The 23,692-nt window shown below is 72.7% G+C and carries 19 protein-coding genes; 7 read left to right on the top strand and 12 right to left on the bottom strand.

Annotated elements, in window-relative coordinates; all coding sequences use genetic code 11:
• The first annotated feature begins 56 nt into the window (after positions 1–56).
• Positions 57–962 carry an alpha/beta hydrolase gene (locus ASG59_RS17770; protein WP_056410414.1) on the top strand — a complete coding sequence of 302 codons (906 nt, stop codon included), beginning with the start codon at positions 57–59 and terminating at the stop codon, positions 960–962.
• Positions 963–967: 5 nt separating this feature from the next.
• Here the strand turns inward: ASG59_RS17770 and ASG59_RS17765 are convergent, their stop codons facing one another.
• A complete protein-coding gene (locus tag ASG59_RS17765; RefSeq protein ID WP_055886591.1) occupies positions 968–2,131 on the bottom strand; it encodes an endo-1,4-beta-xylanase in 1,164 nt (387 codons plus the stop codon).
• Between the two features lie 227 nt (positions 2,132–2,358).
• Between ASG59_RS17765 and ASG59_RS17760 the strand changes: the two genes are divergently transcribed.
• Positions 2,359–3,015, top strand: coding sequence for a class I SAM-dependent methyltransferase (locus ASG59_RS17760; RefSeq protein ID WP_056283088.1), 657 nt, complete (start codon positions 2,359–2,361; stop codon positions 3,013–3,015).
• A gap of 382 nt (positions 3,016–3,397) precedes the next feature.
• Here the strand turns inward: ASG59_RS17760 and ASG59_RS17755 are convergent, their stop codons facing one another.
• From ASG59_RS17755 to ASG59_RS17740, 4 genes are all read right to left on the bottom strand, one after another.
• Positions 3,398–3,919 carry a DUF1993 domain-containing protein gene (locus tag ASG59_RS17755; protein ID WP_056410412.1) on the bottom strand — a complete coding sequence of 174 codons (522 nt, stop codon included), beginning with the start codon at positions 3,917–3,919 and terminating at the stop codon, positions 3,398–3,400.
• A 172-nt stretch (positions 3,920–4,091) separates the two neighbouring features.
• Positions 4,092–4,487 carry an acyl-CoA thioesterase gene (locus ASG59_RS17750; protein WP_056410410.1) on the bottom strand — a complete coding sequence of 132 codons (396 nt, stop codon included), beginning with the start codon at positions 4,485–4,487 and terminating at the stop codon, positions 4,092–4,094.
• Between the two features lie 20 nt (positions 4,488–4,507).
• Positions 4,508–6,337, bottom strand: coding sequence for a PQQ-binding-like beta-propeller repeat protein (locus ASG59_RS17745; protein WP_056410409.1), 1,830 nt, complete (start codon positions 6,335–6,337; stop codon positions 4,508–4,510).
• A gap of 91 nt (positions 6,338–6,428) precedes the next feature.
• Positions 6,429–7,286 (bottom strand): tetratricopeptide repeat protein, encoded by an 858-nt coding sequence (locus ASG59_RS17740; protein WP_056410404.1) that lies wholly within the window; start codon positions 7,284–7,286, stop codon positions 6,429–6,431.
• 115 nt (positions 7,287–7,401) lie between these two features.
• Between ASG59_RS17740 and ASG59_RS17735 the strand changes: the two genes are divergently transcribed.
• Entirely contained in the window at positions 7,402–8,781 is a 1,380-nt protein-coding gene (locus ASG59_RS17735; protein ID WP_056410403.1) for a leucyl aminopeptidase family protein, read from the top strand.
• A 3-nt stretch (positions 8,782–8,784) separates the two neighbouring features.
• On the opposite strand, the gene ASG59_RS17730 is transcribed toward ASG59_RS17735, so the two are convergent.
• Positions 8,785–9,717 (bottom strand): EcsC family protein, encoded by a 933-nt coding sequence (locus tag ASG59_RS17730; protein WP_055886610.1) that lies wholly within the window; start codon positions 9,715–9,717, stop codon positions 8,785–8,787.
• 60 nt (positions 9,718–9,777) lie between these two features.
• A complete protein-coding gene (locus tag ASG59_RS17725) occupies positions 9,778–11,220 on the bottom strand; it encodes an MFS transporter (protein ID WP_055886612.1) in 1,443 nt (480 codons plus the stop codon).
• 368 nt (positions 11,221–11,588) lie between these two features.
• On the opposite strand from ASG59_RS17725, the gene ASG59_RS17720 reads away from it, so the two are divergent.
• Both ASG59_RS17720 and ASG59_RS17715 read left to right on the top strand, forming a co-directional pair.
• The gene (locus tag ASG59_RS17720; protein WP_055886615.1) at positions 11,589–12,695 is read left to right on the top strand and encodes a PAS domain-containing protein; all 1,107 of its coding nucleotides are present in this window, start codon (positions 11,589–11,591) and stop codon (positions 12,693–12,695) included.
• 42 nt (positions 12,696–12,737) lie between these two features.
• Positions 12,738–13,166, top strand: a complete 429-nt coding sequence (locus ASG59_RS17715; protein WP_056410402.1) for a response regulator — start codon at positions 12,738–12,740, stop codon at positions 13,164–13,166.
• A 5-nt stretch (positions 13,167–13,171) separates the two neighbouring features.
• On the opposite strand, the gene ASG59_RS17710 is transcribed toward ASG59_RS17715, so the two are convergent.
• Complete coding sequence (locus tag ASG59_RS17710) at positions 13,172–13,777, bottom strand: SAM-dependent methyltransferase (RefSeq protein ID WP_056410401.1); 606 nt, start codon at positions 13,775–13,777, stop codon at positions 13,172–13,174.
• A 262-nt stretch (positions 13,778–14,039) separates the two neighbouring features.
• Here ASG59_RS17710 and ASG59_RS17705 point away from each other — a divergent pair, with 262 nt between their 5' ends.
• Positions 14,040–14,858 carry a universal stress protein gene (locus ASG59_RS17705; protein ID WP_056410399.1) on the top strand — a complete coding sequence of 273 codons (819 nt, stop codon included), beginning with the start codon at positions 14,040–14,042 and terminating at the stop codon, positions 14,856–14,858.
• A 45-nt stretch (positions 14,859–14,903) separates the two neighbouring features.
• On the opposite strand, the gene mutS is transcribed toward ASG59_RS17705, so the two are convergent.
• Together mutS and ASG59_RS17695 are read right to left on the bottom strand one after the other, a co-directional pair.
• A complete protein-coding gene (mutS, locus tag ASG59_RS17700) occupies positions 14,904–17,558 on the bottom strand; it encodes a DNA mismatch repair protein MutS (protein ID WP_244475756.1) in 2,655 nt (884 codons plus the stop codon).
• A 258-nt stretch (positions 17,559–17,816) separates the two neighbouring features.
• Positions 17,817–18,104: a hypothetical protein gene (locus ASG59_RS17695; RefSeq protein ID WP_055886631.1), complete on the bottom strand. Its 288-nt coding sequence runs from the start codon at positions 18,102–18,104 to the stop codon at positions 17,817–17,819.
• 262 nt (positions 18,105–18,366) lie between these two features.
• Here ASG59_RS17695 and hrpB point away from each other — a divergent pair, with 262 nt between their 5' ends.
• On the top strand, positions 18,367–20,871 hold the full coding sequence (gene hrpB, locus ASG59_RS17690) for an ATP-dependent helicase HrpB (RefSeq protein ID WP_056410397.1): 2,505 nt from the start codon (positions 18,367–18,369) through the stop codon (positions 20,869–20,871).
• Between the two features lie 7 nt (positions 20,872–20,878).
• Here the strand turns inward: hrpB and ASG59_RS17685 are convergent, their stop codons facing one another.
• Both ASG59_RS17685 and ASG59_RS17680 read right to left on the bottom strand, forming a co-directional pair.
• Positions 20,879–21,073, bottom strand: a complete 195-nt coding sequence (locus ASG59_RS17685; protein WP_056410396.1) for an Rmf/CrpP family protein — start codon at positions 21,071–21,073, stop codon at positions 20,879–20,881.
• Positions 21,074–21,524: 451 nt separating this feature from the next.
• Positions 21,525–23,684, bottom strand: a complete 2,160-nt coding sequence (locus tag ASG59_RS17680) for a helicase-related protein (protein ID WP_056410391.1) — start codon at positions 23,682–23,684, stop codon at positions 21,525–21,527.
• Positions 23,685–23,692 lie beyond the last annotated feature (8 nt).

Raw genomic sequence — 23,692 nt, 5'->3', positions numbered from 1 at the left:
GAATCCGCCCCTTCGGCCGTGGATCAGGGTCGGCGTCGCCCCGTTCCGAGAGCTGAATGACCCGAATCCTCACCGTCGTCGCCGGCCTCTTCGCCCTCGCCCTCGGGGCGCTCGGGCTGTCGGCCTGCTCGCCGCTCGCCCTGTTCGACGCGCTGGGACCCCGCGACGGCGGCGGCCGCCTCGCCCTCAAGGATGCCGTCTACGGCAGCGATCCGCGCGCGAAACTCGACGTGTTCGTGCCGGTGGCCGCGGCCAACCGGGCGCCGGTGCTGGTGTTCTTCTACGGCGGCTCGTGGAAGAGCGGCGCCAAGGAGGATTACGCCTTCGTCGGCCAGGCGCTCGCCGCGCAGGGCTTCGTGACGGTGATGCCCGATTACCGGCTGTACCCGGCGGTGCGCTTCCCCGCCTTCCTCGACGACGGGGCCGCCGCCGTCGCCTGGGTGCGCGACAACATCGCGGCCCTGGGGGGCGACCCGAACCGCATCGTGCTCGCGGGCCATTCGGCCGGGGCCTACAACGCGGCGATGCTCGGGCTCGATTCCCGCTACCTGCGCCGGGCCGGCGTCGACCCCAAGGCGATCCGGGCGGTGGCGGGCCTGTCGGGCCCCTACGATTTCCTGCCGCTGGACGAGGGCACCGCCCGCGAGGTCTTCGGCGAGGCGCCCGACAAGGCCGCGACCCAGCCGATCACCTTCGCCGGGCCGCATTCGCCGCCGGCCTTCCTCGCCACGGGCGAGGCCGACACCATCGTGCGCCCGCGCAACACGCAGAACCTCGCCGCCAGGCTGCGCGCCGTGCGCGTGCCGGTGCAGGAGCGGGTCTACCCCGGCCTCGACCACGCCGACACGCTGCTGGCCCTCTCGGTGGCCTTCCGCTCGAAGGCACCGGCGTTGTCGGAAATGACCGCCTTCCTCCGGCAATACGCCGAGGAGCGGCCCTCGGTGTCCGCGGCGCGCCGGTAAGGCGCCTATCCCCCCCGCAGCCGGGCGCGCATGGCGCGGTGGTCGGGCGCATCGACGAAGGCCGTCCGCATCGCCTGCCAGAGCGGCGTGCGCCCGTAGGCGTCGTCGAGGGGCAGCGCGCGCTGGGGCAGCCCGTCCCGGCGGCGGCGCTGCGGGTTCACGTCGAGCCAGGTGTTGGCGTTTGTGATGTCCCAGGTCGTGACGGCGAGGAGCGCGGGCTCGTCGAGGGCCACGTCGAGGAAGCGCCGCGCGAAGTCGGACACCTTGCGGTCGCGCACGGCGATGTCGGCCGGATAGGCCCTGTCGTCGACGTCGAACTCGGTGATCTCGATGGAGAGCCCCAACGCCGCGATCTCCGCCAGAAACCGGCGGAAGGCGCGCTCGTCGAACGGCAGCGTGCTGTTGAGGTGCCCCTGCAGGCCGAAGCGGCGGACCGGCACGCCGCGGGCCAGCAGGCCCTCGAGGGTCTTGAGCACCATGGCGCGGCGGCGCTCGACCCAGTCGGCGGCGGGTTCGAGGTCGTTCTCGTTCCAGACCCCTGCGGCGAGGGGATCGACCTCGCGCAGGATCGCGAAGGCGAGGTCGACGTAGCGGGGGCCCAGCGCGTCGAGCCAGGGGCTGTTGCGCAAGCCGCCCTCGCGCCCGTCCTGCGGCCCGCAGATCTCGTTGACGACGTCCCAGGATTCGATGCGGCCGCGGTAGCGCCCGGCGATGAGGCCGATCCAGCGGCGCATCAGTGCCTCCGCCTCGCGCGGCGCCGTCATCCGCTCCCGCGCCCAGGCCGGCAGGGCCTCGTGCCAGACCAGGGTCGTGCCGCGCAGGGACTGGCCGTTGGCCCGCGCGAAGGCCGCGGTCTCGTCGCCGCCGGCAAAGGCCGGCCGCTCAGCCTGCGGCCAGGCGTGGGCCATCTTCATCTCGTTCTCGGCCACCACCAGCCCGCACTCCCGCGCGATCGCCCGGCCGTAGGCCGGGTCGCGGCGCAACGGCGTGATGTTGACGGCCGAGCCGTAGGCCAGCCCCTTGGCCCGCGCGGCGGCGTGGAGGCCGTCGGGCGCCCAGGCCCGGGCCTGCCCCCCCATCCCGGCGGCGAGCGCGAGCCCCCCGGCGACGACGGCCCGACGATCGGTCCCCCCGCCGGCGGCGCGATCGGGCTCGCGCGCAAAGATCATCGCGCAGCCCTCACCGGAGAGCACGCGGCCGCCGGGGTGGAGGAGCCGAACCAGTGACCATGCCGGCGGATACCGGTTGCACGACGGGCCGTCCTGGCTCTTCCCTTGCGGCGGCCGGGACCGAGCGGCCGGGGGGCGCGCCAGGCGTGCCGAAAACGGTCGGCACAGGCGGGCTGCGGTTCCGAAAGGACCCGTCCGGATGTGCCAGGGGGAGACGGGATCGTCCGATGTGGTGGGTCAAGCCGACGAAGACGGCCGTCTACGCCAACCGTTTCCGCCGCAGGCGGGTGAGCGCGTTCCTGGCGGTCTGCGACGAGATCCTGGCGCGCCAGCCGACCTGCCGCGTCCTCGACCTCGGGGGAGCGGCCGACTACTGGCTCGGGCTGGAATCGCTGTGGAAGGACCGGCCGCTGCATTTCACCCTGCTCAATCTCTACCCGGAGAAGACGCCCGATTCCCGCTTCGTCGCCACCGTGGGCGACGGCTGCGCCCTGACCGACATCCCCGACTTCGCCTTCGACGTGGTGCATTCCAACTCGGTGATCGAGCATGTGGGCAGCTGGGGCAACAAGGTCCGCATGGCCGCCGAGATCCGCCGCGTCGCACCCCGCTATTACGTCCAGACGCCCAACTACTGGTTCCCGGTGGAACCGCACCTGCGCACGCCTCTGATCCACTGGCTCCCCCGCCCCTGGCAACGCAGCCTGGTGATGACGAGCGCCCATGGTTTCTTCCCCCGTGCCGAGACCTTCGAGGAGGCCGACCGTATCCTGTCCGATTCGAGTTTACTCGACGGGCGCGAGATGACGGCGCTGTTTCCCGACGCGCGCATCGAGCGGGAGCGGTTTTGCGGGCTGGTGAAGTCGTTCGTGGCGATCCGGTGAGGGCCGTGTCGCCGATGGTCCGAGCATGACCGAGGCGTTCGGACCGAGGTCCGACGCGGGTGGATTTCTGCCGGTCCGCATCCGCGTGGCGGAGCATCGGAACGCACGTCGAGGTCCAGCACTTTCACGAGCCGCCTCGGTCGGGAGACAGGCAGGCGGCGGAGCGGCGCTTCGGCACGGTCGGTCAAGCGAGCCTTTCCCTCGGACAGGCTCGACATGGGGGCTTCGGTTCGGCGCAGGACGTGGGAAGGAACGCGCCGACGTCGGCAAGGCTCAATCGACCTCCTGGAGATCGACCTCCTGGAGACTGCCGAGCTGAGGGCGCCATGCGCGCCCCAAGCCGATTCCGCAGATCGGTCGCGAGACTGGGAAGCCTGAACGACTACTTCGCGCCGAGGATGTTCGGAGGCCCGAGATGCCGAAGAAAATCCGGCTTGGCGAGGCTCACTCCAGCGTTGCGGAGGATCCCGTAGGCTGTGGTCACGTGGAAGAAGAAGTTCGGAAGCGCGAAGCCGGTGAGATAGGCCTGCCCGGTGAAGCGGTATCCCATGCCGTTCGGGAACGTCAGTTCCACCTCGCGCTGCGCGCCCGAGGCCAACGCGGCCGGATCGACGCCTTCGACGAAGGCCATCGTCCTGGCACAGCGCTCCTTCAGTTCGGCGAACGTCGCCTCGACGTCGGGCATCGAGGGCGCTTCGATCCCGGCGAGCCGTGCCACCGCGTTCTTCGCGCTGTCGGACGCCATTTGATACTGGGCAGGCAAGGGCTTCATGTCCGGAGCCAGCCGCCGGATCAGCAACTCGGCTTCCGGCTTCTCCGATGCCGCCTTGTCGAGCCACGCGCTCATGTTGCCAAGCGCGTTGACGAAGATCGGGACGCTGACGTCGTGGATGCTGATGCTCATCAGGGCTGGCTAGAGCACATGCGATCGAAGACGCGGTGAGAAGGCGCACACCGCGAAAGGATGCGTCCAGCAACGTCGCCGAACGGCCGCGTCGGAGACGTGACCGGGATGGTGCGGGCGGCGAGCATGGGTCGCAAGCAGATGCCCACTGCTCAACGGCTTGCGGTCATCCCTAACCAACCTCCGGCGGCACCACCCGCGGCCGCCGCTCGCCGTCGATGGCCACGAAGGTGAACCGCCCTTCCGTCACCTTGATCGTCGCCTCGCCGGTACGCTCGCGGCGCCAGACCTCGACCTGAATGCGGATCGAGGTGCGGCCCACCGCGACGACCCAGGCGTAGAGGCTGACCTCGTCGCCCACGAAGACCGGGGAGTGGAAGGTCATCGCGTCGACGGAGATGGTGGCGCAGCGCCCCCTCGAGCGGCGGGCGGCGACGTTGCCGGCGGCCAGATCCATCTGGCCCATCAGCCAGCCGCCAAAAATGTCGCCGGACGGGTTGGTGTCGGCGGGCATCGCGATGGTGCGCACCACCGGCGGGCCCCTGTCGGTGGGCTGGGCCGCGTCCATCCTCGTCTCTCCTCGCCGGGTCAATCGGGCAGCGCGAACACCACCAACGCATCGCCCGTGCCGAAGCCCGAGCCCTTGGTGTAGGAGGCCCCGCCCGCCGCCACCGCGACGTATTGCGTAGCGCCCAGCGAGAAGGTGATCGGCGGGCCGCTGATGCCGGCGCCGCACTGGAAGCGCCAGAGCACGGCGCCGGTGGTGGCGTCGTGGGCGTTGATGTGGCCGTCCTCCTCGCCGGAGAACACGAGGCCGCCGGCGGTGGCCAGCGTGCCGCCCGACAGGCGGGTCTTCGCCTTGACCGACCAGGCGAGGGCGCCGCCGGCGGCGAGGTCGACCTTGGTCAGCGCCGAGAAGGCGGGCTCGCCCGGGGCTTCCGCCGTCTCGGTGTAGCGGATCGCCGGGCGCCCGGCGGCGGCGGGCACCGTCTTGACGACGTAGGTGGTGGCGCTCTGGCGGACCTGGGCGAAGGCCGCGCCCATGGCCGGATCGTAGGCGACCGGATGCCAGGAGATCGCGCCGAGCGGGCCGGGGCTCACCACCACGCCGGCTTCCGTGGGCGGCGCGAACAGGTTCTTCTGCTCCACGAGGGAGGCCGAGCGGCCCAGAAGCGCGCCGCTCACGCGGTCGTTGACGTAGATCCAGCCGGTTTTGCTTGCCTGGGCCACCGCCTTCACCGGTCCCTGCGGGGTCGGGTAGTCGAGGAGGAAGGGCGGGCTGGCGACATCGTAGCCCCATTCGTCGTGGGGCACGTGCTGGTGGTACCAGCGCAAGGCCCCGGTGCGCACGTCGAGGGCGACCAGGCTCACCGAATAGAGGTTGTCGCCCGGCCGCGAGATTCCGAAGTTCTGCGGGGCCGGATTGCCGGTGCCGACGTAGACCAGCCCGAGGCCCGGATCGAAGGCGGGGGTCATCCACAGGGAGCCGCCGCCGACCTTCCAGGCGTCGGGGTACCGCAGGGCGGCCGCCCGCTCGGCGGGCAGGTCGCGCTTCAAGGGCAGCCCGTCGAGGGTCTTGTCGACGAACCCGCCCTCCCAGCCGTCGGCCTTGGTGACGTACCAGCGCCAGCGTTCCGCGCCGGTGGCGGCATCGTAGGCGGCGAGCCAGCCGCGGCGGCCGTAGCCGCCCTCGATGCCCACCACCGCGCCCTCGCCGACGCCGCCCTTGTCGGATTCCACATGGAGCCCGTAGCCGGCGCCCGCGACCCCGACGATGACGAGGCCCTCGGCCACCAGCGGCGGCATCTTGAAGCCGAGCCGGCTCGAACCCTGCACGCCCTTGGCGCCGAGCGTGGCGGCGAGATCCGAGGCGGTCTCGGACTCGCCCTCCTCCGGCCGCACCGCCTCATGGTCCCACACCACCTTGCCGGTCCCGGCGTCGAGAGCGATGAGGCGTCCGTCCATGGTCGCCTCGAACACCTTGCCGCCGGAGACGGCGACGCCGCGGTTCGAGGGCGGCCCGAAGATCTTCTCGGTCCGCGCCTTGTGGGTGTAGGTCCACAGCACCCGGCCGGTGCCGGCCTCCAGGGCGGCGACGTGGTTCTGGGTGGTGGAGACGTAGAGCACCCCGTCGACCACCACCGGCTCGGCCTGGAAGTAGCCGGTGATGCCGGTCTGGAAGATCCAGGCCGGCCGCAGGCGCGCCACGTTGGTGCGGTCGATCGCGGTCAGCGGCGAGTAGTGCCGGTTGGTGTGGTCGCGCCCGAACATCGGCCAGTCGTCGGCCCGGGCCGGGACGGTGCCGAGGAGGACGGCGGCGCCGAGGAGGACATGGCGAAGGACCTTGCCACACCGCGCGAGGCCGGCACGCTCATGGTCGCTGGCCGGAAGTGAGGTGTCGCCGGTCGATGCGGTCATGCCTGGATCTGCCTTTCCGAACCGTCTCCGGCGGTGGAAGGCTTATGCCGTCTCCCCGCCGGCGATTCCAGGGGCGGGGCCGCGGTGGAACTCAGCCGCGCGGGCTGGCGGAATTGGCCGCCTCGCCCGCACGGGCGGTGCTGCGCGGGGCGGCCGCGGATTTCGGTGCTCTGGTGCGGGCGACAAGAGCGCGCAGGGCGACCGTGTTGGCGGCGGCGACGTCCGGCGGCAGGTCGCGGCGCGAGAGTTCCTCGGCCTCGGCGAAGTTGCCACGCAGGCCGAGCACCAGGGCGAGGTTCTGGCGCACGCGGGAATCGGCCTGCGGCAGGGCCGCCGCCCGGCGCAGGATCGCCTCGGCCGGGTCGAGTTGGCGGGCGAGCGCGTAGGACAGCCCGAGGTTGGACATGACCGACGGCTCTTCGGGCTGGATCTTCAAGGCCGCCTCGTAGAACGCCTGGGCGCGGGCGTGATCGCCGAGCTGGTCGGCCACCGCGCCCTGCGCCGAGAGCACGCGCCAGTCCGGCCGGGCCGGGGTGTGGGCGTTCTGGAGGACGTCGGCGGCCTCGGTGAAGCGGCCGACGTCGGAGAGGGCCTTGCCGTAGGCGGCCAGGACCGCGGAATTCTTGGGGTTGCGCAGGGCCGTCTGCTGCAGGACGGCGGCGGCCTGGGGCTTCTGGTCGGTGGCCCGCAGCCCTTGCGCGTAGCGCAGGGCGAGGCCGACGTCGGAGGGGCTGGCGGCGTAGCGCTCGCCCAGCGATTCCACGTCGCGGCGGCTCACCGTCTCGCGCTGGCGCCCGAAGCCGGGGCCGGGCGAGCCGATCGATCCGGTGGTCTCGGGCGAGCGCGACTGACAGCCGCCGAGCACCGCGCCGACGAGGATGGCGCCGGCCAGGGGAGCCCGCAGCAGGACGCCCGTACGGCGATGGAACCCGGACCTAGGCGTGGCCATGACGCACTCCGAACTGACTGGCCGGTCTCGCGCTTCACGCCGCCGGCCAGCCGGTGATAGAGCGTTAACCCTAATCCCGGGTTAACCCCGCCCCTCCCTAAAGCCCCGCCGGCCCATGCCTTCTCGCCCGCCCGAACTGCTGCCGCCCGGAACCGCGGCGACCCCGATCGCCTGCCTGACGCTCGAGGAGTGGCCGGCGGCGCGCGACGCCTTGAGCCGGGCGCAGGGCGCCTATTGCACGGCCGTGGACTTCACGCCCAAGGCCGGGCGGATCGTCCTCCTGCCCGGCGAGGACGGCACCCTCGCCCGCGTCCTCTACGGGCTCGGGGAACCCGGAGAGGACCGCCTCGTCGCCGGCAAGCTGCCGGGCCTGCTGCCGCCCGGCACCTATCGGTTCGAGACGCGCGACGGCTTCGACGCGGCCGAGGCCGCCCTCGCCTGGCTGCTCGGCGGCTATCGCTTCGCCCGCTACAGGACGGCGAGCCCGAGCCCCGGCCTCGTGGCGCCCGAGGGCGTCGACGCCGCCGAGATCGTGCGGATCGCCGTCGCCGTCGCCATGGGCCGCGACCTCGTCAATACGCCCGCCAACGATCTCGGCCCCGCCGAGATCGAGGCCGCGGCCCGGGCCCTGGCCGAACGGCACGGCGCCGCGGTCGCGGTCACGCTGGGCGAGGATCTCGCCCGCGACTTCCCCCTGGTCCATGCGGTCGGCGCCGCCTCGCCGCGGGCGCCGCGCCTCATCGACCTGACCTGGGGGCCGGCGGATGCGCCCCGCGTGACGCTGGTGGGCAAGGGCGTCGCCTTCGACACCGGCGGCCTCGACATCAAGCCGTCGAGCGGCATGCTGCTCATGAAGAAGGACATGGGCGGGGCCGCCGCGGCGCTCGCCGCCGCCGACATGGTGATGGGGGCGGGCCTGAGGCTGCGCCTGCGCCTGCTCATCCCGGCGGTGGAGAACGCCGTCGCCGGCAACGCCTTCCGGCCCGGCGACGTGCTCGCGAGCCGGGCCGGCCTGTCGGTCGAGATCGGCAACACCGACGCCGAGGGTCGCCTGATCCTGGCCGACGCGCTCTGCCTCGCCGACGCAGAGGAACCCGACCTGATCGTCGATTTCGCGACCCTGACGGGGGCGGCCCGGGTGGCGCTGGGGCCGGACCTGCCGGCTTTCTTCACCGAGGACGAGGATCTGGCCGGCGCCGTGATGCAGGCGGGCGCCCGCGCGATCGACCCGGTCTGGCGGATGCCCCTGCACAAGCCCTACGCCAAGCTCCTCGACTCGAAGGTGGCCGACATCAACAACGTCTCGGGCGGTCCCTTCGCCGGAGCGATCACGGCGGCGCTGTTCCTGCGCCGTTTCGCGCCCAAGACCCGCCGCCACGTGCACCTCGACCTCTACGGCTGGAACCCGACCACCAGGCCGGGCCGGCCGGAGGGCGGCGAGGTCCAGGGCGCGCGGCTGGTGTACCGCCTCCTGAAGGACCGCTACGGCGCGTGAGCCTCAGGCGCCGAGCGCCGCCCGCTCCAACTCGTAGGCGGCCCGCACCGCCGGCTGGCCGTAGACGCGCTCCAGCCGCCGGACGGTGAAATGGGCCCGGGCGGTGGCCTGGAAATGGTCCATGAAGGCGACGTTGACCGCCGCCCCGCCGACCGCGCCGACGATCGGCACGGCCTGGGCCGCCACCTTCTGCGAGACCACGAGGCCGAAGCGCGAGGCGATCTGCGCCGAGAACCGGATCAGGGCCGGGGCCGCCTCGTCGAGGAGGGCCTTGTTGCCGGCGTAGCGGGCCGCCTCGGCCATGGTCTTGGCCAGCGCGGCGCGTACGGCGAAGTAGCCGCTGTCGCTGAGGGAGGTCTCGGCGCCCGCGCGCCCACCGAGCGCGAACACCTGCATGCAGGCGAGCGCATTCTCGGGCTTGGCGAGATCCTCGCCCTCGCTGCGGGCGATCTCGGCGATGGAGCGCAGCATCAGCGTGGTGGAGAGCGGCAGTTCGACGGCCAGGGTCGCGAGGCCGAAGGCACCGCCCACCGCGCCCGACAGACCGGCGAAGACCTTGTGCTTGGTCTCGCTCGATCCGAACAGGTTGGCGAACCGCTTGGGCGCGGGCGTGTCGAGAGCGTCGATCAGGTCGCGCCCGGTGGCGGGCTTGGCTGCGGGCAGCGACGCCAGGGCGATCCGCAGGGCGGTGCGCATGGCGGCGTCCGTGGACCTTGCCACCACATCGGTGACCGGGGCCGGCAAGGCGCGCCCGATCATGTCGAGGGGCGCGCCCACCGCAGCCGAGAGGCGGGCGGCCAGACCCGGCTTCTCGAGGGCGAGCACGGCCCGGCGCAGGGCCTCGCGATCGTCCGCACTGAGGCCGGGGGCGCCGGCGGGGGCGGCGGGAAGGGTGACGCTGTCGTCGGTGATCAGAGCGATGCTCACGTCTGCCATCTCATGCGCGTAGCGGATCGGGGACCGGCATGGTGAGGCCGGGCCTGGGATGAAAGGCCGTTACCGGGACGCAAGCCCGTGCCCCGGCGGATGGTTCCCCGCGGGCAACCCGGCCGGGGCCAGGCCGTCGCCGTCGAGCCCCACCGCCGCATCGGGCTCCGGCACCGCCACGGCGGCGCGCTCGCCGGCCCGGCCGACGAACAGGCAGAGGATGACCACCGGGATGCCCACGGCGGCCGTGAAGGCGAAGAACACCGGGTAGCCGTAGGCCGAGGCGATGAAGCCGGAGGTGCCCGCGACCAGCTTGCCCGGCAACGCGTAGAGCGAGGAGAACAGGGCGTATTGGCTGGCCGCGAAGCCGGGCGCGGTGAGGCTCGACATGTAGGCGATCAGCGCCATGCCGGCGAAGGAGCCGCAGAAGTTGTCGACGGAGATCGCCGTGGTGAGCCGCCAGACCTCCGGCCCGCCGTAGGACAGCCAGGAGAACGACAGGTTGGAGGCGGCGCCCAGGAAGGCGCCCACCACGAGCGTCGGGAACAGGCCGAACCGCGTCATCGCCCAGCCGCCGGCGAAGGCCCCGGCGATGCCGATCCAGATGCCGTAGAGCTTCGACACGGTGCCGATCTCCACGAGGCTGAAGCCGACCTGCCGGTAGAGCGGGCTCGCCATCACGCCGGAGATGAAGTCCGGCATCCGGTAGAAGGCCACGAGCACCAGGATCGCCCAGAGGCCGACTCCCAGGCGGGTGTGCAGCTCCTTCAACGGCTCGAACACGGCGGTGCGGAACGACCATGCTGTCTTGCGGCCGTCCGCGGCGGGGCGGGATGCGGCGGCCAGTGCGGTGGCGTGCCTGGCGTCGAAGGCGGGCGCGAACAGGGCGGCGAGGATGCCGACCCCCATCAGGGCGGCCATGGTCAGGTAGGCGGCGGTCCAGCCGGCGTAGCTCGCCATGAACAGCGCGCCGGCACCCGCCGACATCAGCGCGAGGCGGTAGCCGAGGTTCGAGGTGGCGGCCATCACCCCCTGCAGGTCGGTGCCGGCCGCATCGATGCGCCAGCCGTCGATGACCACGTCCTGAGTGGCGGCGCAGAAAGCCACCAGGAAGGCGCCGAGCCCCAGCAGCGCGAGGCTGGTGGCCGGGTCGGCGAAGGCCATCAGCGTCAGGGAGAGGGCGACGGCGATCTGGGTGGCGATCATCCAGGCCCGGCGGCGGCCGAACCGGCGGGTGAGCACCGGCACGTCGAACTGGTCGATGATCGGGGCCCAGAGGAACTTCAGGGTGTAGGGCAGCGCGAGATAGCTGAAGAGGCCGATGGCCTTGATGTCGACGTCGGAGAAGGCGAGCCGGGTCGAGAAGGTGCCGAGCACCAGGAGCAGCGGCAGGCCGGACGAGAACCCGAGGGCCAGCATCAGCAGGATGCGCGGATCCTCGACGATGTCGCGCAGGCGGAACGGCCGCGGCGGCGAGGATTCGGAAGCCTCGTGCACAACGCTGTTGGCCATCGTGTGGAACTCCCGGGTCGCGACGACCCTTGATGGCGGATGATCGTGGCTCTCGTTAGCCCAGACCGCCGCCAAGAGAAAACCGACACGGCGGATTCCGCCGGCGCCGTCCCGGCGACCGGTTCGCACGCCAGGACATGCGATGACCGCGAAACCCTGCCAGCATGGCTCCGGCCCAAGGCCATCCATCGCTAGAGTTGTTCGACTGTGGAGATCGGCGCACCGTAATGTCAATTGATCAGGGACGCAGGGAAGGTCTCGCCCGCGCCGATGCTGACTTGCGCGTCGGGAAAGGTCGTGAAACATCAGATCGGGCACGGTCCGTCGACGGCGCCATTGCTCGGAGCAGGGTTTCGGGTCGGAACGGGATGGCCAACGACAACGACTCGAACGATCAGGTCCGCAAGGTCGGCGCCGGGACATTCGTCTCGGCCTTCAGCGCCAGCCGGACACCGATGGTGGTGACGGATCCGCGCCTGCCCGACAACCCGATCATCTGGGTGAACGACGCCTTCCTCGCCCTCACCGGCTATGCCCGCGAGGAGATCGAGGGGCGCAACTGCCGCATGCTCCAGGGCGAGGATACCGACGCGGGCACCGTCAGCCGCATCACGGAGGCGGTGGCGGCGGGCTCTCCCATCGACGTCGAGATCCTGAACTACCGCAAGGACGGCTCGGCCTTCTGGAACGGCATGACCATCGCGCCGGTCCGGAACGAGGAGGGGGCGGTGGCCTATTACTTCGCCGCCCAGGCCGACATGACGGAGAAGCATCGCCTCGAGGCGGCCATGGCGGACGCCAACGCCGAACTCGAACGGCAGGTCCGCGAACGCACCTCGGCCCTCGAGGCGGCGCTGGAGCAGAAGACCGCGCTGCTCCACGAGGTCGACCACCGCGTCAAGAACAACCTCCAGGTCATCTCCTCGCTGATGCTGCTGAAGGCCAGGCGGACCCCGCTCGGCGAGGCCCGCGACGCCCTCGAGGCCATGGCCGAGCGGGTCGGCGCCCTCTCCACCGCGCACCGGATGCTGTATTCCGCGGGCGACGCGACGCAGTTCAACATCAAGGACTTCGCCGACGACTTCCTCGGCGACCTCACCGCGACCGTGGACCGCAAGCGCACAACCGTGAGCGCGGAGTTCGACGAGGTCTCGGTTTCCGCCGCCATGGCCGCCCCGCTGGCGCTCCTGATGCACGAGATCGCCAGCAACGCGATCCGGCATGCCTTCCCGGGCGACCGCGAGGGCCGCGTCTCCATCGTGGCGCGCCGCGAGGGCAACATCCTCAACGTGCGGATCGAGGACGACGGCATCGGGATCGGGGCCGGGACGCCGAACCCTGCCGGGTTCGGGCGGTCGCTGGCCGAGATGGTGGTGCGGCAGCTGCGTGGCACCATCGCCTGGACCGAGACCAACCCGGGCACCTGCGTAGCCATCGCCGTCCCCCTCGACGGCGTCAGGCTCAAGGGTGCCTGATCCCGCGGCAGGACCCGACCTCGTCCGCACCGGCGGCCGCGTTTGAGCGCGCTGCGCATCCTGGTGGTCGAGGACGAGGCGCTGATCGCCCTCGAACTCGGCAGCCTCCTCCAGGATCTCGGGCACGAGGTGATCGGCACGGCGGTCGGTTCCGCCGAGGCGATCGCCCTGGGCCTCGCTGGCGTGCCCGACGTGGCCTTCGTCGACATCCACCTCATGGACGGTCCGACCGGGGTCCGCGTGTCGGAGGCGTTGAGTGCGGACCCGCGCATCACCCTCATCTTCATGACCGCCAACGACAAGCGCATCCCCGAGGATTTCGCCGGGGCCATCGGGGTGATCGCCAAGCCCTATTCCGAACGGACGGTCATGGCCGCGCTGGATTACGTCGCCGCCCTGCGCGCGGGTGCCGAACCCGGCGGCGGCCGGGTCGAGGGATTCCGCCTCGCGGGCCCCGCTCGCTCAGGGTGACGCCCTCAGGCGACCGGCGCGGTCACGGGACGGCGGCGCAGGACGTCGAGGCGATAGCGTTCGGTGCGCTCCTGGCGGACGAGGTCGAGCCAGTCGTGCCCGAGGGCGATGACGGCCTCGGCCGCCCCGTCCCCGGTGTTGGGATAATGGGTCTCGCCGAGGAAGTTCACGAGCACCACCTCACCCTCGGGGACGAGGGCGATACGAAGGTGCGCCATCAGGGCGGCCATGTCGTCGTCGCTGAAGAAATAGAGCACCTCGGACAGCATCACGAGGTCGAAGCGCCCCTCGGGCCATTGCCCGGGCACCACCATCTGCGCGAACCGCACGTGGGGCTGGTCGGCGCAGCGTGCCGCGGCGGCGGCGATGGCGGGGGCGGCCACGTCGAGGGAGAGGAGGTCGCGACAGCGCGGGGCCAGCCGCCGGGTCAGAACGCCGATGGAGCATCCGATCTCGACGGCCGCGTCGTAGGTCGGCCGCGACAGGCCGGCGAGGGTCGCGTCGTACTTCGCGGTCTCGTAGGCGCTGGTCTCGAAATTCCACGGGTCGGGATTGGTGGCGTAGAGGTTGGTGAAATAGTCCGGCGGGACGGTATCGGCGTGTCGGGTCATGGGTGGGTCGGTCCGTGCCGCAGGCTGTTCCGCGGTGCGCCGACAAGCGCAGCATGGTCGTGCGGGCGCGGTCAAGCGTCGCGTCGGGAGCGGATCGGGGCCGGGACGCGCACGGGCCGGTCCGGGCCGGACCTTGGGGCTGCACGGTGATCTGAGATTGCTTGCGTAGGGCCTCGCCGGGAGGGCGCGTCCGCAGTAGGCTGAACCACGGCCCCATCCTCCGGCGCGCCTGCCGGACCTGGGAGGCCGCGAGGGGTCGGTCATGGCGTTCGCGAGCGTGATGGTTCCGTTGGACCTCGGGGCGTCCGCGGCCGTGCGCCTGCGGCTCGCCAGCACCCTGGCCCGACGCTTCGAGGCCCGGTTGATCGGGCTCGCGGCCCGGCAGGCCCTGCCGCAGCACCTGTACGGCCGGGGCGCCTACATCAGCAGCCAGTTCGTGGACCAGGCCAGCACCCGCGCGTCCGAGGAGCTGTCGCAGGTCGAGGCACGGTTCCGCGAGGCCACGGCCGGTTCCGACGATGTCGAATGGCGCGCGGCCAAGACCGATCCCATGGCGTTCCTGGTCCGGCAGGCCCGGTCGGCCGACCTCGTCGTGGTCAACCCGTACCGGGAAGAAGGCGCCGGGGACTGGTGCTCGTCCATCGAGCCCGGCGAGCTGGTGCTTCGCCTCGGCCGGCCGGTGCTCATCGCCCCGCCGTCCGTCGAGACCCTCGCCGCACGCAGGATCGTCGTCGCCTGGAAGGACACCCGCGAAGCGCGCCGCGCCGTATCGGACGGGCTCCCGTTCATGCGGATGGCCGAGGAAGTGCTGATCGTCGCCCTCGGCGACGAGGCCGACTGGACGGGCGCCGGCGAGACCCGGGCCTATCTGTCCCGGCACGGCGTCACCGCCACCACCGTCCTGCGGCCGCCTCCGAAGCTCGGCGTCGCCGCCGAGGTCATCGCGATCGCGCAACGGGAAGGTGCCGACCTGATCGTCGCCGGAGCCTACGGCCATACCAGGATGCGGGAGGTGATCTTCGGCAGCGTCACCCGCACCCTGCTGGAGCGCATCCCGATCTGCTGCCTGATGAGCCATTGAACGCAAGGCCGCCTGGCATGGCCCGCGCGGCCGGTGGCGGCATCCTCACCCGGGCCCGCCCCCCTGGCGTTGCGCCTTGAGGCGATAGAGCGCCTCCAGGGCCTCGCGCGGGGTCAGGGCGTCGGGATCGATGGTGTCGAGGAGATCGCCCAGCGGGTCGGCCGGTGCGGGTTCCGGCAGCGGCGGCGGCGGGGCGAGGCTGGCGAACAGCGGCAGGTCGTCGATGCGCGGGCGGTTCGGGCGGTCGCGCTCGGCCGTCTCCAGGTTCTTGAGGATGGCGCCGGCACGCGCCACCACGCCGGCCGGCAGGCCGGCCAGGCGCGCCACCTGCAGGCCGTAGGAGCGACCGGCCACGCCGGGCACGACCTCGTGCAGGAACACCACGGCACCCTTGTGCTCGGTCACCTTCAGGGTGGCGTTGTCGAGGCGGGTGAGGCGCTGGCCGAGCGCCGTCAGTTCGTGGAAATGGGTGGCGAACAGGGCCCGGCAGCCGTTCTGCTCGTGCAGGTGTTCGAGGCAGGCCCAGGCGATGGAGAGCCCGTCGAAGGTGGCGGTGCCGCGCCCGATCTCGTCGAGGACGACGAGGGAGCGCCGGGTCGCCTGGTTCAGGATCGCGGCGGTCTCCACCATCTCGACCATGAAGGTCGATTGCCCGCGCGCCAGGTCGTCGGCGGCGCCGACCCTCGAGAACAGGCGGTCGACCACCCCGAGGTGGACCCGGGCCGCCGGCACGAAGGCGCCCATCTGCGCCAGCACGGCGATGAGGGCGTTCTGGCGCAGGAAGGTCGACTTGCCGCCCATGTTGGGGCCGGTGATGAGGCGGATGCGCCCCCGGCCCTCGCCGGAGAGGTCGCAATCGTTGGCGATGAAGGGCTCGCCGGCCCGGCGCAGGGCCGCCTCCACCACCGGGTGGCGCCCGCCCTGCACGACGAAGGCGAAGCCGTCGTCGACGAACGGCCGGGTCCAGTCGAGCTCCACCGCCAGTTCGGCGTGGGAGGCGGTGACGTCGAGGCCCGCGAGCGCCTCGGCGCAGGCGGCGATGGTGGTGGCCTGCCCCATCACGCGTGCGGCCAGCGCGTCGAAGATCGCGCCCTCCAGGGCCAGCACCCGCTCCGAGGCGCCCGAGATCTTCGATTCGAGGGCGCCGAGCTCGACGCTCGTGAACCGCATCGCGTCGATCATGGTCTGGCGATGCACGAAGGTCTCGCGCATCGGACCCTTGAGGCAGGTCTCGCCCACCGCCTGGGGCACCTCGATGTAGTAGCCGAGCTGGTGGTTGTGCTTGATGCGCAGGGTGCGGCAGCCGGTCTCCTCGGCGTAGCGGGCCTGGAGGGCAGCCACGACCTTGCGGGAATCCTGGCCGAGGAGACGGGTCTCGTCGATCTCGGCGTCGTAGCCGGCGCGCACGAAGCCGCCGTCGCGGCGGTTGAGCGGCAGCTCGTCGGCCAAGGCCGCGCGCAGGGTGTCGACGAGGTCGGGGTCGACCCGCGCCAGGGTCTCGGCGATCCCGGCGAGGACGTCCGGCAGCGCGCCCACGCCGGAGAGCCGGTCGGCCAGCGCCCCGGCCGCGTCGAGGCCGTCCCGAAGGGCGGCGAGATCGCGCGGGCCGCCGCGCCCCAACCCGATCCGCGAGAGGGCGCGGGCGAGATCGGGGGCGCGGGCCAGGATCTCGCGGCAGGCCCGGCGCGACACCCCGTCGTCCACGAAGACCGCGACCGCCGCGTGGCGACGGCCGATGGCGGCCAGATCGGTGAGCGGACCGGCCAGATGCTCGGCCAGCAGCCGCGCGCCGCCGGCCGACACGGTCCGGTCGATGGCCGCGAGCAGGCTCCCGGCCCGCTCGCCCGAGAGGGTGCGGGTGAGTTCGAGGTTGGCGCGGGTGGCCGCATCGATGGAGAGCGTGGCGCCGCTGGCCTCGCGGGTCGGCGGCGACAGGGCCGGGCGGGCGCCGATCTGCGTACGGGCGATGTAGAGGAGCACCGCGCCGGCCGCGGCGATCTCGGCCCGGCCGAACGTACCGAACCCGTCGAGGGTGGAGACGCCGAACTGCTCGCGGATGCGCCGCTCGGCCGAGGCCGGTTCGAGTTCGGCCTGGGGCAGCGGCGTCACCGCGGCGGCGATCTCGCGCCACAGCCGGGCGAGGCCGGGATCGGCGTGGATCGCCTCCGAGAGGACGATCTCGCGCGGCTCGTGCCGGGCGATGGCCGCGGCGAGTTCGCTGCCGTCGACCTCGCTGAGCGAGAACCGCCCGGTCGAGATATCGATGGCGGCGAGCCCGTAGGCGAAGCCGCCGTCCGGGTTCTTGCGGCGCCCGAGGCCGAGCAGGATGCTGGCCCGGCCCGGATCGAGCAGCCGCTCCTCGGTGATGGTGCCGGGGGTGACGAGGCGCACCACGGCGCGGTTCACCACCGATTTCGGGCCGCGCTTCTTGGCCTCGGCCGGGTCCTCGGTCTGGGCGCAGACGGCGACGCGGTGGCCGAGCGCGATCAGGCGGCTGAGGTAATCGTCGGCCCGCTCCACCGGCACGCCGCACATCGGGATGTCGGCGCCGCCGTGCTTGCCGCGCTTGGTCAGCACGATGCCCAAAGCCCGCGAGGCGATCTCGGCGTCCTCGAAGAACAGTTCGTAGAAGTCCCCCATCCGGTAGAACAGGAGGCAATCGGTGTTGGCGGCCTTGATCTCGATGTACTGGGCCATCATCGGCGTGGCGCCGGCCCTGTCGAAGGGGGCGGGCCCGTCCGGCACAGGCGGGATCTTCGACTGGGATCGGGCGGCACGCTCGGACATGGCGTGACGGTATCAGACCCCGGGTCGCGTTTCAGCGCGGCGCCGGCATTGGCCTGTGGAGGCCCTGGAGACGCGACGAGGGCCGATGCGTCGCCGCATCGGCCCTCGACGGATCGACCCCATATCTCCGGTCGGATCGGGGCCGGCGGTGCGCCGGCCTTCCGCCTGACCTCAGTAGCGCGGGCCGCCCGAGGTGTTGCCCTTCTGCTGCTGGTAGCCGGGCTGCGACGGGTTGCGGGAATTCGGGTCGCTCATCATGCGCGGCTGCCGGCGGCGCATCTTGTTGCGGTAGCCGTGGCGATGGCGGGCGCCGTAGCTGCCGCGGTAGGCGACATCGGTGGTGGCCAGGCCCTCGGCGAGGGTCGCGGCCGCCGGCACGGCGGGAGCGGCGGAGGCGGTGGTGAGGCCGAGACCGCCGAGCATCAGGCTCGCGGCGAGGGTGAGGGTCAGCTTGTTCATGTCGTCCAATCCGGTCGGTCCGCGCGATACCGCGCCGGCCTGATAAGTCGCTTGTGCGCGACCTGTTCCCGGAAATCCGACATCGCGCACATGAAAACGGTGTATACAAAGCCTTGAGGCCATTCGGATTTTTGAAGGGCGCGCATCGGATTGTTACGCCGCGCCCGACGTGTCGGTCCGCCGCGCCCGTCCGAGCCACCGTCGCCGTCGCGCCGGCACGCCCCCTTGCGGTTCGCGAAACCGCGTCGCAGGAGCCTGGACCATGGCACCGGTGACTCCCGCCCCGACCGACCACCCGCTCCCCATCGATGCGGTGCTGCCCCGCCTGCGGGCGACCCTGGAGAGAGCGACGAGCGCAGTCCTGGTGGCGCCTCCGGGCGCGGGCAAGACCACCCGCGTCCCGCTCGTCCTGCTCGACGCGCCCTGGCTCGAGGAGAGGGCCCGCATCATCGTGCTGGAGCCGCGCCGCCTCGCAGCCCGGGGGGCGGCCGAGCGCATGGCCGCGACGCTGGGCCAAGCGGTCGGCGAGACCGTGGGCCTGCGCGTGCGCCTGGGCTCGAAGGTCTCCTCCCGCACCCGCATCGAGGTGGTGACCGAGGGCGTGTTCACCCGCATGATCCTCGACGATCCGGAGCTCGCGCGGGTCGGCGCGGTCCTGTTCGACGAGTTCCACGAGCGTTCCCTCGACGCCGACCTCGGCCTGGCGCTGGCCCTCGACGCGCAGGGGGCCCTGCGGCCGGACCTGCGCATCCTCGTCATGTCGGCGACCCTCGACGGGGCCCGCGTCGCGCGGCTCCTGGGCGAGGCCCCCGTGATCGAATCGGAAGGCCGGGCCTTCGGAATCGAGACCCGCCACCATCCCCGCTCTCCCGACGGACGCATCGAGGACGCGATGGCGGAGGCGATCCTGCGGGCCCTGCGGGCCGATCCGGGCTCGGTGCTCGCCTTCCTGCCGGGCCAGGGCGAGATCCGCCGCGTCGCCGGGCTCCTCGACGGGCGGGTTCCGGCCGACACCGAGGTCGCGCCCCTCTACGGCGCCCTGACCCCGGCCGAGCAGGACCGGGCGGTCTCCCCCGCTCCGGCGGGCCGGCGCAAGGTGGTGCTGGCCACCAGCATCGCCGAGACCTCGCTGACCATCGAGGGCGTGCGCATCGTGGTGGATTCCGGGCTGGCGCGGGTGCCGCTCTACGAGCCGGCCACGGGGCTGACCCGCCTCGTCACCGCACGGGCCTCGCGCGCCTCGGTCGATCAGCGCCGGGGCCGCGCCGGGCGCACCGAGCCCGGCGTCTGCCACCGGCTCTGGGCTGAGGCCGCCACGCAGGCCCTCGACCCGTTCGGCCGGCCGGAGATCCTGGCCGCGGATCTCGCCGGGCTCGTGCTCGATTGCGCGTCCTGGGGCGTCCTCGACCCGCGCACGCTGGCCTTCCTCGACCCGCCGCCGGCCCCGGCGCTGAACGAAGCCGGCGCCATGCTGCGGGCCATCGCGGCCATCGACGACGAGGGCCGTCTCACCGCCTCCGGGCGGCGCCTGCGCGCCCTGCCGCTGCCGCCACGGCTGGCCCGCATGGTGGTGGGCGCGGCCGGCCTCGGCGCGGCGGCGCAGGCGGCGCGCCTGGCGGCCGTGCTGGTGGAACGGGGCCTGGGCGGCGACGGCGCCGACCTCGCCGAGCGGGTCGACCGCTTCGCCCGCGACCGCGGCCAGCGCGCCGCCGACATGCGCCGGCTCGCCGACGGCTGGGCGCGGCAGGCCGAGCGACAGGCCGAGTCACACCCCGACCGCAGCGGCGGCCCCGATCTGCGCGAGGCCGGCCCGCTGCTGGCGCTCGCCTATCCGGACCGGATCGCCAGGGCACGGGGACGCGAGGGCGAGTTCGTCCTCGCCAACGGCCGCGGCGGACGGCTCGATCCGGCCTCGGCGCTGGCACGCGAGACCTACATCGTGGTGGCCGACCTCGCGGGGGCCGCGGGCAACGCCCGCATCCTGGCCGGGGCCGCCATCGCCTCGGAGGCGATCGAGGCCCTGTTTTCCGACCGGATCGAGGCGACGACCACCGTGAGCTTCGACACGGCGGCGCGGGCGCTACGCGCCCGCAACACCCGCCGGCTGGGTGCGGTGACGCTGGCCGAGCGCACCCTGCCGGTGCCGGCGGATGCGGCCTCGGCAGAGATCCTGGCACGCGGGGTCGCACGGATCGGCATCGCGGCGCTGCCGTGGACGCCGGCCCTGACGCAGTGGCGGGCCCGCGTCGGCTTCATGCGCGCGGCCGAGGGCGAGCCGTGGCCGGACCTGTCCGACGCGGCGCTGGCCGAGACGGCACCGGACTGGCTCGCCCCTGACCTCGTCGGCGTGACGCGCGTGGACGCGATCCCCGCCGACACCCTCGGCCGCGCCCTGCTCGCGCTGCTGCCCTGGGACCTGCGGGCCCGCCTCGACAGCGCCTGCCCGACCCATGTGGAGGTGCCCACCGGCTCGCGCATCCCGGTGGACTACGAGGTGGAGGGCGGGCCGGTGCTGGCGGTGCGGGTGCAGGAACTGTTCGGCCTCGACCGCCATCCGGCGTTGGCCGGCGGGCGGGTGCCCCTGGTGCTTCACCTGCTCTCGCCGGCCTCCCGCCCGATCCAGATCACCCGCGACCTGCCCGGCTTCTGGCGCGGCTCCTGGGCCGGCGTGCGGGCCGACATGCGCGGCCGCTACCCGCGTCATCCTTGGCCCGAGGACCCGATCGCCGAACCGCCGACCCGCCGGGCCAAGCCGCGCGGGACGTGACCCGGCCTCAGGCCGGCGTCGCGTCGCCCGCGGTCGGGGTTCCCTCCCGGCCGTCGTCGGCCGCCTCGTCGAAGGCCTGGAGCCAGGCGGCCCGGTCGTCGGTCCCCTCGCCGTAGGGGCAGCTCTCGCGGGTCTTGCCATAGAGGCGGGCGTTGCGTCCCTGGATGAAGGGGCTATCGCTGGCGGTGGCGCCGTCGCTCATCGTGTTCTCCTCGCTTGCCGGTACTCGTCGGGTGCTGCGGCAACGCGCGACGAGGGGACATGGGTCACGGACCGACTTCGCCCCGGCGTCGCGCCCACCCGGAATCGCCGGCCGTCGCGGGGGGACCGACATGTTGAACTCCACCCCGCCTTCATGACTTATCGTTCCGGGCAGCGGGACATTTCCGGCTGCGTTCGGACGGGAGCGAGAGCATGAGCTTCTTCTACTTCCTGGTTTTCGTCGGTCCCTGGCTCGGTCTTGCCGTCATGCACCGCATGGCGATGAAGAAGTCTGCACCGCTGTAATCGCGCGCGGGTCCCGACCGGCACGATAGTGCCGGTCGGTCTCATGCCATTTCCGGTTGATCACGTCGTGATGCGGACATGGGCTTCGCCCAGGCGCCGCGCGGGCTCGGTGAGACGGGTCCCGCTTGATTCAAGCGGAACCCGTCTCAACCATCCGTATCGGCGAGGGCGGCCTGCGGGGTCGGGCCACGCGGGCGGCGGCCGGTGGCCTTCGAGGCGGCCGTGGCGACGAGGTAGGCCTCGATCGCCGCGTTGGCGGCCCCGCGCATCGCCCGCATCTCGTCGAGGGCGACGAAGACGTCCGGAAAGCGGCGCCCGAGCCAGAGATAGGCGCTGGCGAGCTTGACCAGTCGCTCCTGCTCGGCGAGGTCGCCGGACGCGCCCGGCCGCAGCGCCGGCACCGCCGCGCCGAGCGAACACGCCTCCATCCAGCGGTCGAGGACCGCCACCGAGACGGCGTCGCGCCGGTCGATCGGGCAGACCGCGAAGACGAACCTGTCGGCCAGGGCGAGGGGAACCCGGTCGGTGCGTACGGCCGCCGCCAGCATCTCGGCCTGGTCGGCGGGCTGGAACGGCGAGCCCTCGTAGAAGGTGGCGAGCGCGAACCGGCTCAGCACCGCGTGCAGGCTCTGGGTGCCCATCTCCGCGGCCAGGGCCTCGATGGCGATGAGGTCGGGCCGGACGTAGAAGCGCGGGTCCGCCGCCGGCGCGGTCAGGGCACCGCCCAGGGCGGCCCGCAACGGCGCGATCCCGGTCTCGTCGAGGGCGGCGACGTAGCCCGCCTCCTGGTGGCCGTAGCGTCCGGCCCGGCCGGCGACCTGCCGGATCTCCGAGTGGGTCAGCGGGCGATCGGCAGTGCCGTCCCATTTGCGCACCGCCGAGAACACGACGCGCTTGAGCGGCCCGAGGTTGAGGCCCATGCCCACGGCGTCGGTGGTCACCAGCACCTGTGCCTCCCCCGACCGGAAGCGGGCGGCCTCGGCCCGGCGCACCTCCGGCGAGAGTGCGCCGTAGATCGTCGCGACGCTGTGGCCGGCGGCGATGAGCGCCTGGCGGTTCTCGTGGACGGCCCGACGCGAAAAGGCGACGACGGCGTCGCCGGCCTCGACGCGATCGAGGGGCACCGGCTCGTCCATCAGGTGGAGCGGCGTCTTGCGCGCGAAGGCGACCACGTCGAGGGATTCGTCGGCCGCTTCCGCGGCGCGGCGCACGTAGGACAGCGCGTCCTCCGAGCCGCAGACGACGACCGTGCGGGCGGGAATGCCGAACAGCGCGTTGGTCCAGGCCCAGCCGCGGTCCGGGTCCATGATCATCTGGATCTCGTCGATCACCGCCACGTCCACCGGGCGGCGCAGGTCGGCGGTCTCGATGGTGCGGGCGGTGTGGCTCGGGTCGGCCTCGCCCAGCACCTCCTCGCCGGTGACCATGCCGGCGCGCAGGCCGCGCTCGACCAGGGTCTCGTAGTTCTCGAGTGCCAGGAGGCGCAGGGGCGCGAGGTAGCAGCCGGTGGCGGCCTGCGAGAGATGGCGCAGCGCGGCGTAGGTCTTGCCCGAATTGGTCGGCCCCATGTGGAAGACGATGCGCCGCCCGAGCCGGCGGGCGGCGCTGAAGCGGTCGATGTAGGTGGCAAAGCCGATCCGGTCGCGCAGGCGGCGCTGGCGGGAGTTTTCCTGCGCCAGCACCCGCCCGCGGCTGCGCACCGGCTTCAGGGTCTCGATGAGGGCGCCCGGCAGGTCGGGGCCGTAGGCGAAGCGGCGCGAGCGCAGCGAGCGGTCGAGGTGGGCGATGTAGGTGACGGCGTCGGCGCCGACCTCGGCGAGGTCCGCGGCGACCTGGCCGCGCAGGCGCTCCACCGGCCGGCGCAGGGCGCGCTCGATCCCCGCCTGCGCGGCCGCCACGAGCCGGACGAGCTCGTCGCGCCGCCAGCTCGGATCGTTGCGCCGTGCCATGGCATCGAGGATCTCGACGGCGCCGGGCTCGGGCGTCGCGTCGATGCGCAGGTCCGCCCGGCCGTCGTCGAGGATCGGGATCGTCGCGGTCACGCGCCACTCCGGACCCCCGTCCGGGCCGAGCCCGCCCCTGATTCCGGGACATGCGCGGACCACCTCGGCCACGCGCTCGGCCGGCACCGGCGCCCGCGCCGCCAGTGCCTGCGCCACCGCCTCGTCCTCGACCCACCCGTCGACGTCGGGCAGGCCGAGCCGGGCCTGGAGGGCCGCGAGATCGACGGCGGCCGCATCGTGTCCCAGCCGCCAGAGCGCCTCCACCAGGATCTCGGCGGTCGCCCGTCTGCGCTTGCGTGCCATCGATCCTC

It is taken from the genome of Methylobacterium sp. Leaf466 (assembly GCF_001425565.1).
Lineage (GTDB): Bacteria > Pseudomonadota > Alphaproteobacteria > Rhizobiales > Beijerinckiaceae > Methylobacterium.
The sequence above is the reverse complement of the archived record's forward strand: the minus strand, read 5'-3'. Positions and strand labels throughout refer to the sequence as shown.

What these genes read in the sequence shown, in the direction of transcription:
- ASG59_RS17770 (WP_056410414.1), top strand. Translation starts at nt 57, where the DNA reads ATGACCCGAATCCTCACCGTCGTCGCCGGCCTCTTCGCCCTCGCCCTC.
- ASG59_RS17765 (WP_055886591.1), bottom strand. Translation starts at nt 2,131, where the DNA reads ATGATCTTTGCGCGCGAGCCCGATCGCGCCGCCGGCGGGGGGACCGAT.
- ASG59_RS17760 (WP_056283088.1), top strand. Translation starts at nt 2,359, where the DNA reads ATGTGGTGGGTCAAGCCGACGAAGACGGCCGTCTACGCCAACCGTTTC.
- ASG59_RS17755 (WP_056410412.1), bottom strand. Translation starts at nt 3,919, where the DNA reads ATGAGCATCAGCATCCACGACGTCAGCGTCCCGATCTTCGTCAACGCG.
- ASG59_RS17750 (WP_056410410.1), bottom strand. Translation starts at nt 4,487, where the DNA reads ATGGACGCGGCCCAGCCCACCGACAGGGGCCCGCCGGTGGTGCGCACC.
- ASG59_RS17745 (WP_056410409.1), bottom strand. Translation starts at nt 6,337, where the DNA reads ATGACCGCATCGACCGGCGACACCTCACTTCCGGCCAGCGACCATGAG.
- ASG59_RS17740 (WP_056410404.1), bottom strand. Translation starts at nt 7,286, where the DNA reads ATGGCCACGCCTAGGTCCGGGTTCCATCGCCGTACGGGCGTCCTGCTG.
- ASG59_RS17735 (WP_056410403.1), top strand. Translation starts at nt 7,402, where the DNA reads ATGCCTTCTCGCCCGCCCGAACTGCTGCCGCCCGGAACCGCGGCGACC.
- ASG59_RS17730 (WP_055886610.1), bottom strand. Translation starts at nt 9,717, where the DNA reads ATGGCAGACGTGAGCATCGCTCTGATCACCGACGACAGCGTCACCCTT.
- ASG59_RS17725 (WP_055886612.1), bottom strand. Translation starts at nt 11,220, where the DNA reads ATGGCCAACAGCGTTGTGCACGAGGCTTCCGAATCCTCGCCGCCGCGG.
- ASG59_RS17720 (WP_055886615.1), top strand. Translation starts at nt 11,589, where the DNA reads ATGGCCAACGACAACGACTCGAACGATCAGGTCCGCAAGGTCGGCGCC.
- ASG59_RS17710 (WP_056410401.1), bottom strand. Translation starts at nt 13,777, where the DNA reads ATGACCCGACACGCCGATACCGTCCCGCCGGACTATTTCACCAACCTC.
- ASG59_RS17705 (WP_056410399.1), top strand. Translation starts at nt 14,040, where the DNA reads ATGGCGTTCGCGAGCGTGATGGTTCCGTTGGACCTCGGGGCGTCCGCG.
- mutS (WP_244475756.1), bottom strand. Translation starts at nt 17,558, where the DNA reads ATGATGGCCCAGTACATCGAGATCAAGGCCGCCAACACCGATTGCCTC.
- ASG59_RS17695 (WP_055886631.1), bottom strand. Translation starts at nt 18,104, where the DNA reads ATGAACAAGCTGACCCTCACCCTCGCCGCGAGCCTGATGCTCGGCGGT.
- hrpB (WP_056410397.1), top strand. Translation starts at nt 18,367, where the DNA reads ATGGCACCGGTGACTCCCGCCCCGACCGACCACCCGCTCCCCATCGAT.
- ASG59_RS17685 (WP_056410396.1), bottom strand. Translation starts at nt 21,073, where the DNA reads ATGAGCGACGGCGCCACCGCCAGCGATAGCCCCTTCATCCAGGGACGC.
- ASG59_RS17680 (WP_056410391.1), bottom strand. Translation starts at nt 23,684, where the DNA reads ATGGCACGCAAGCGCAGACGGGCGACCGCCGAGATCCTGGTGGAGGCG.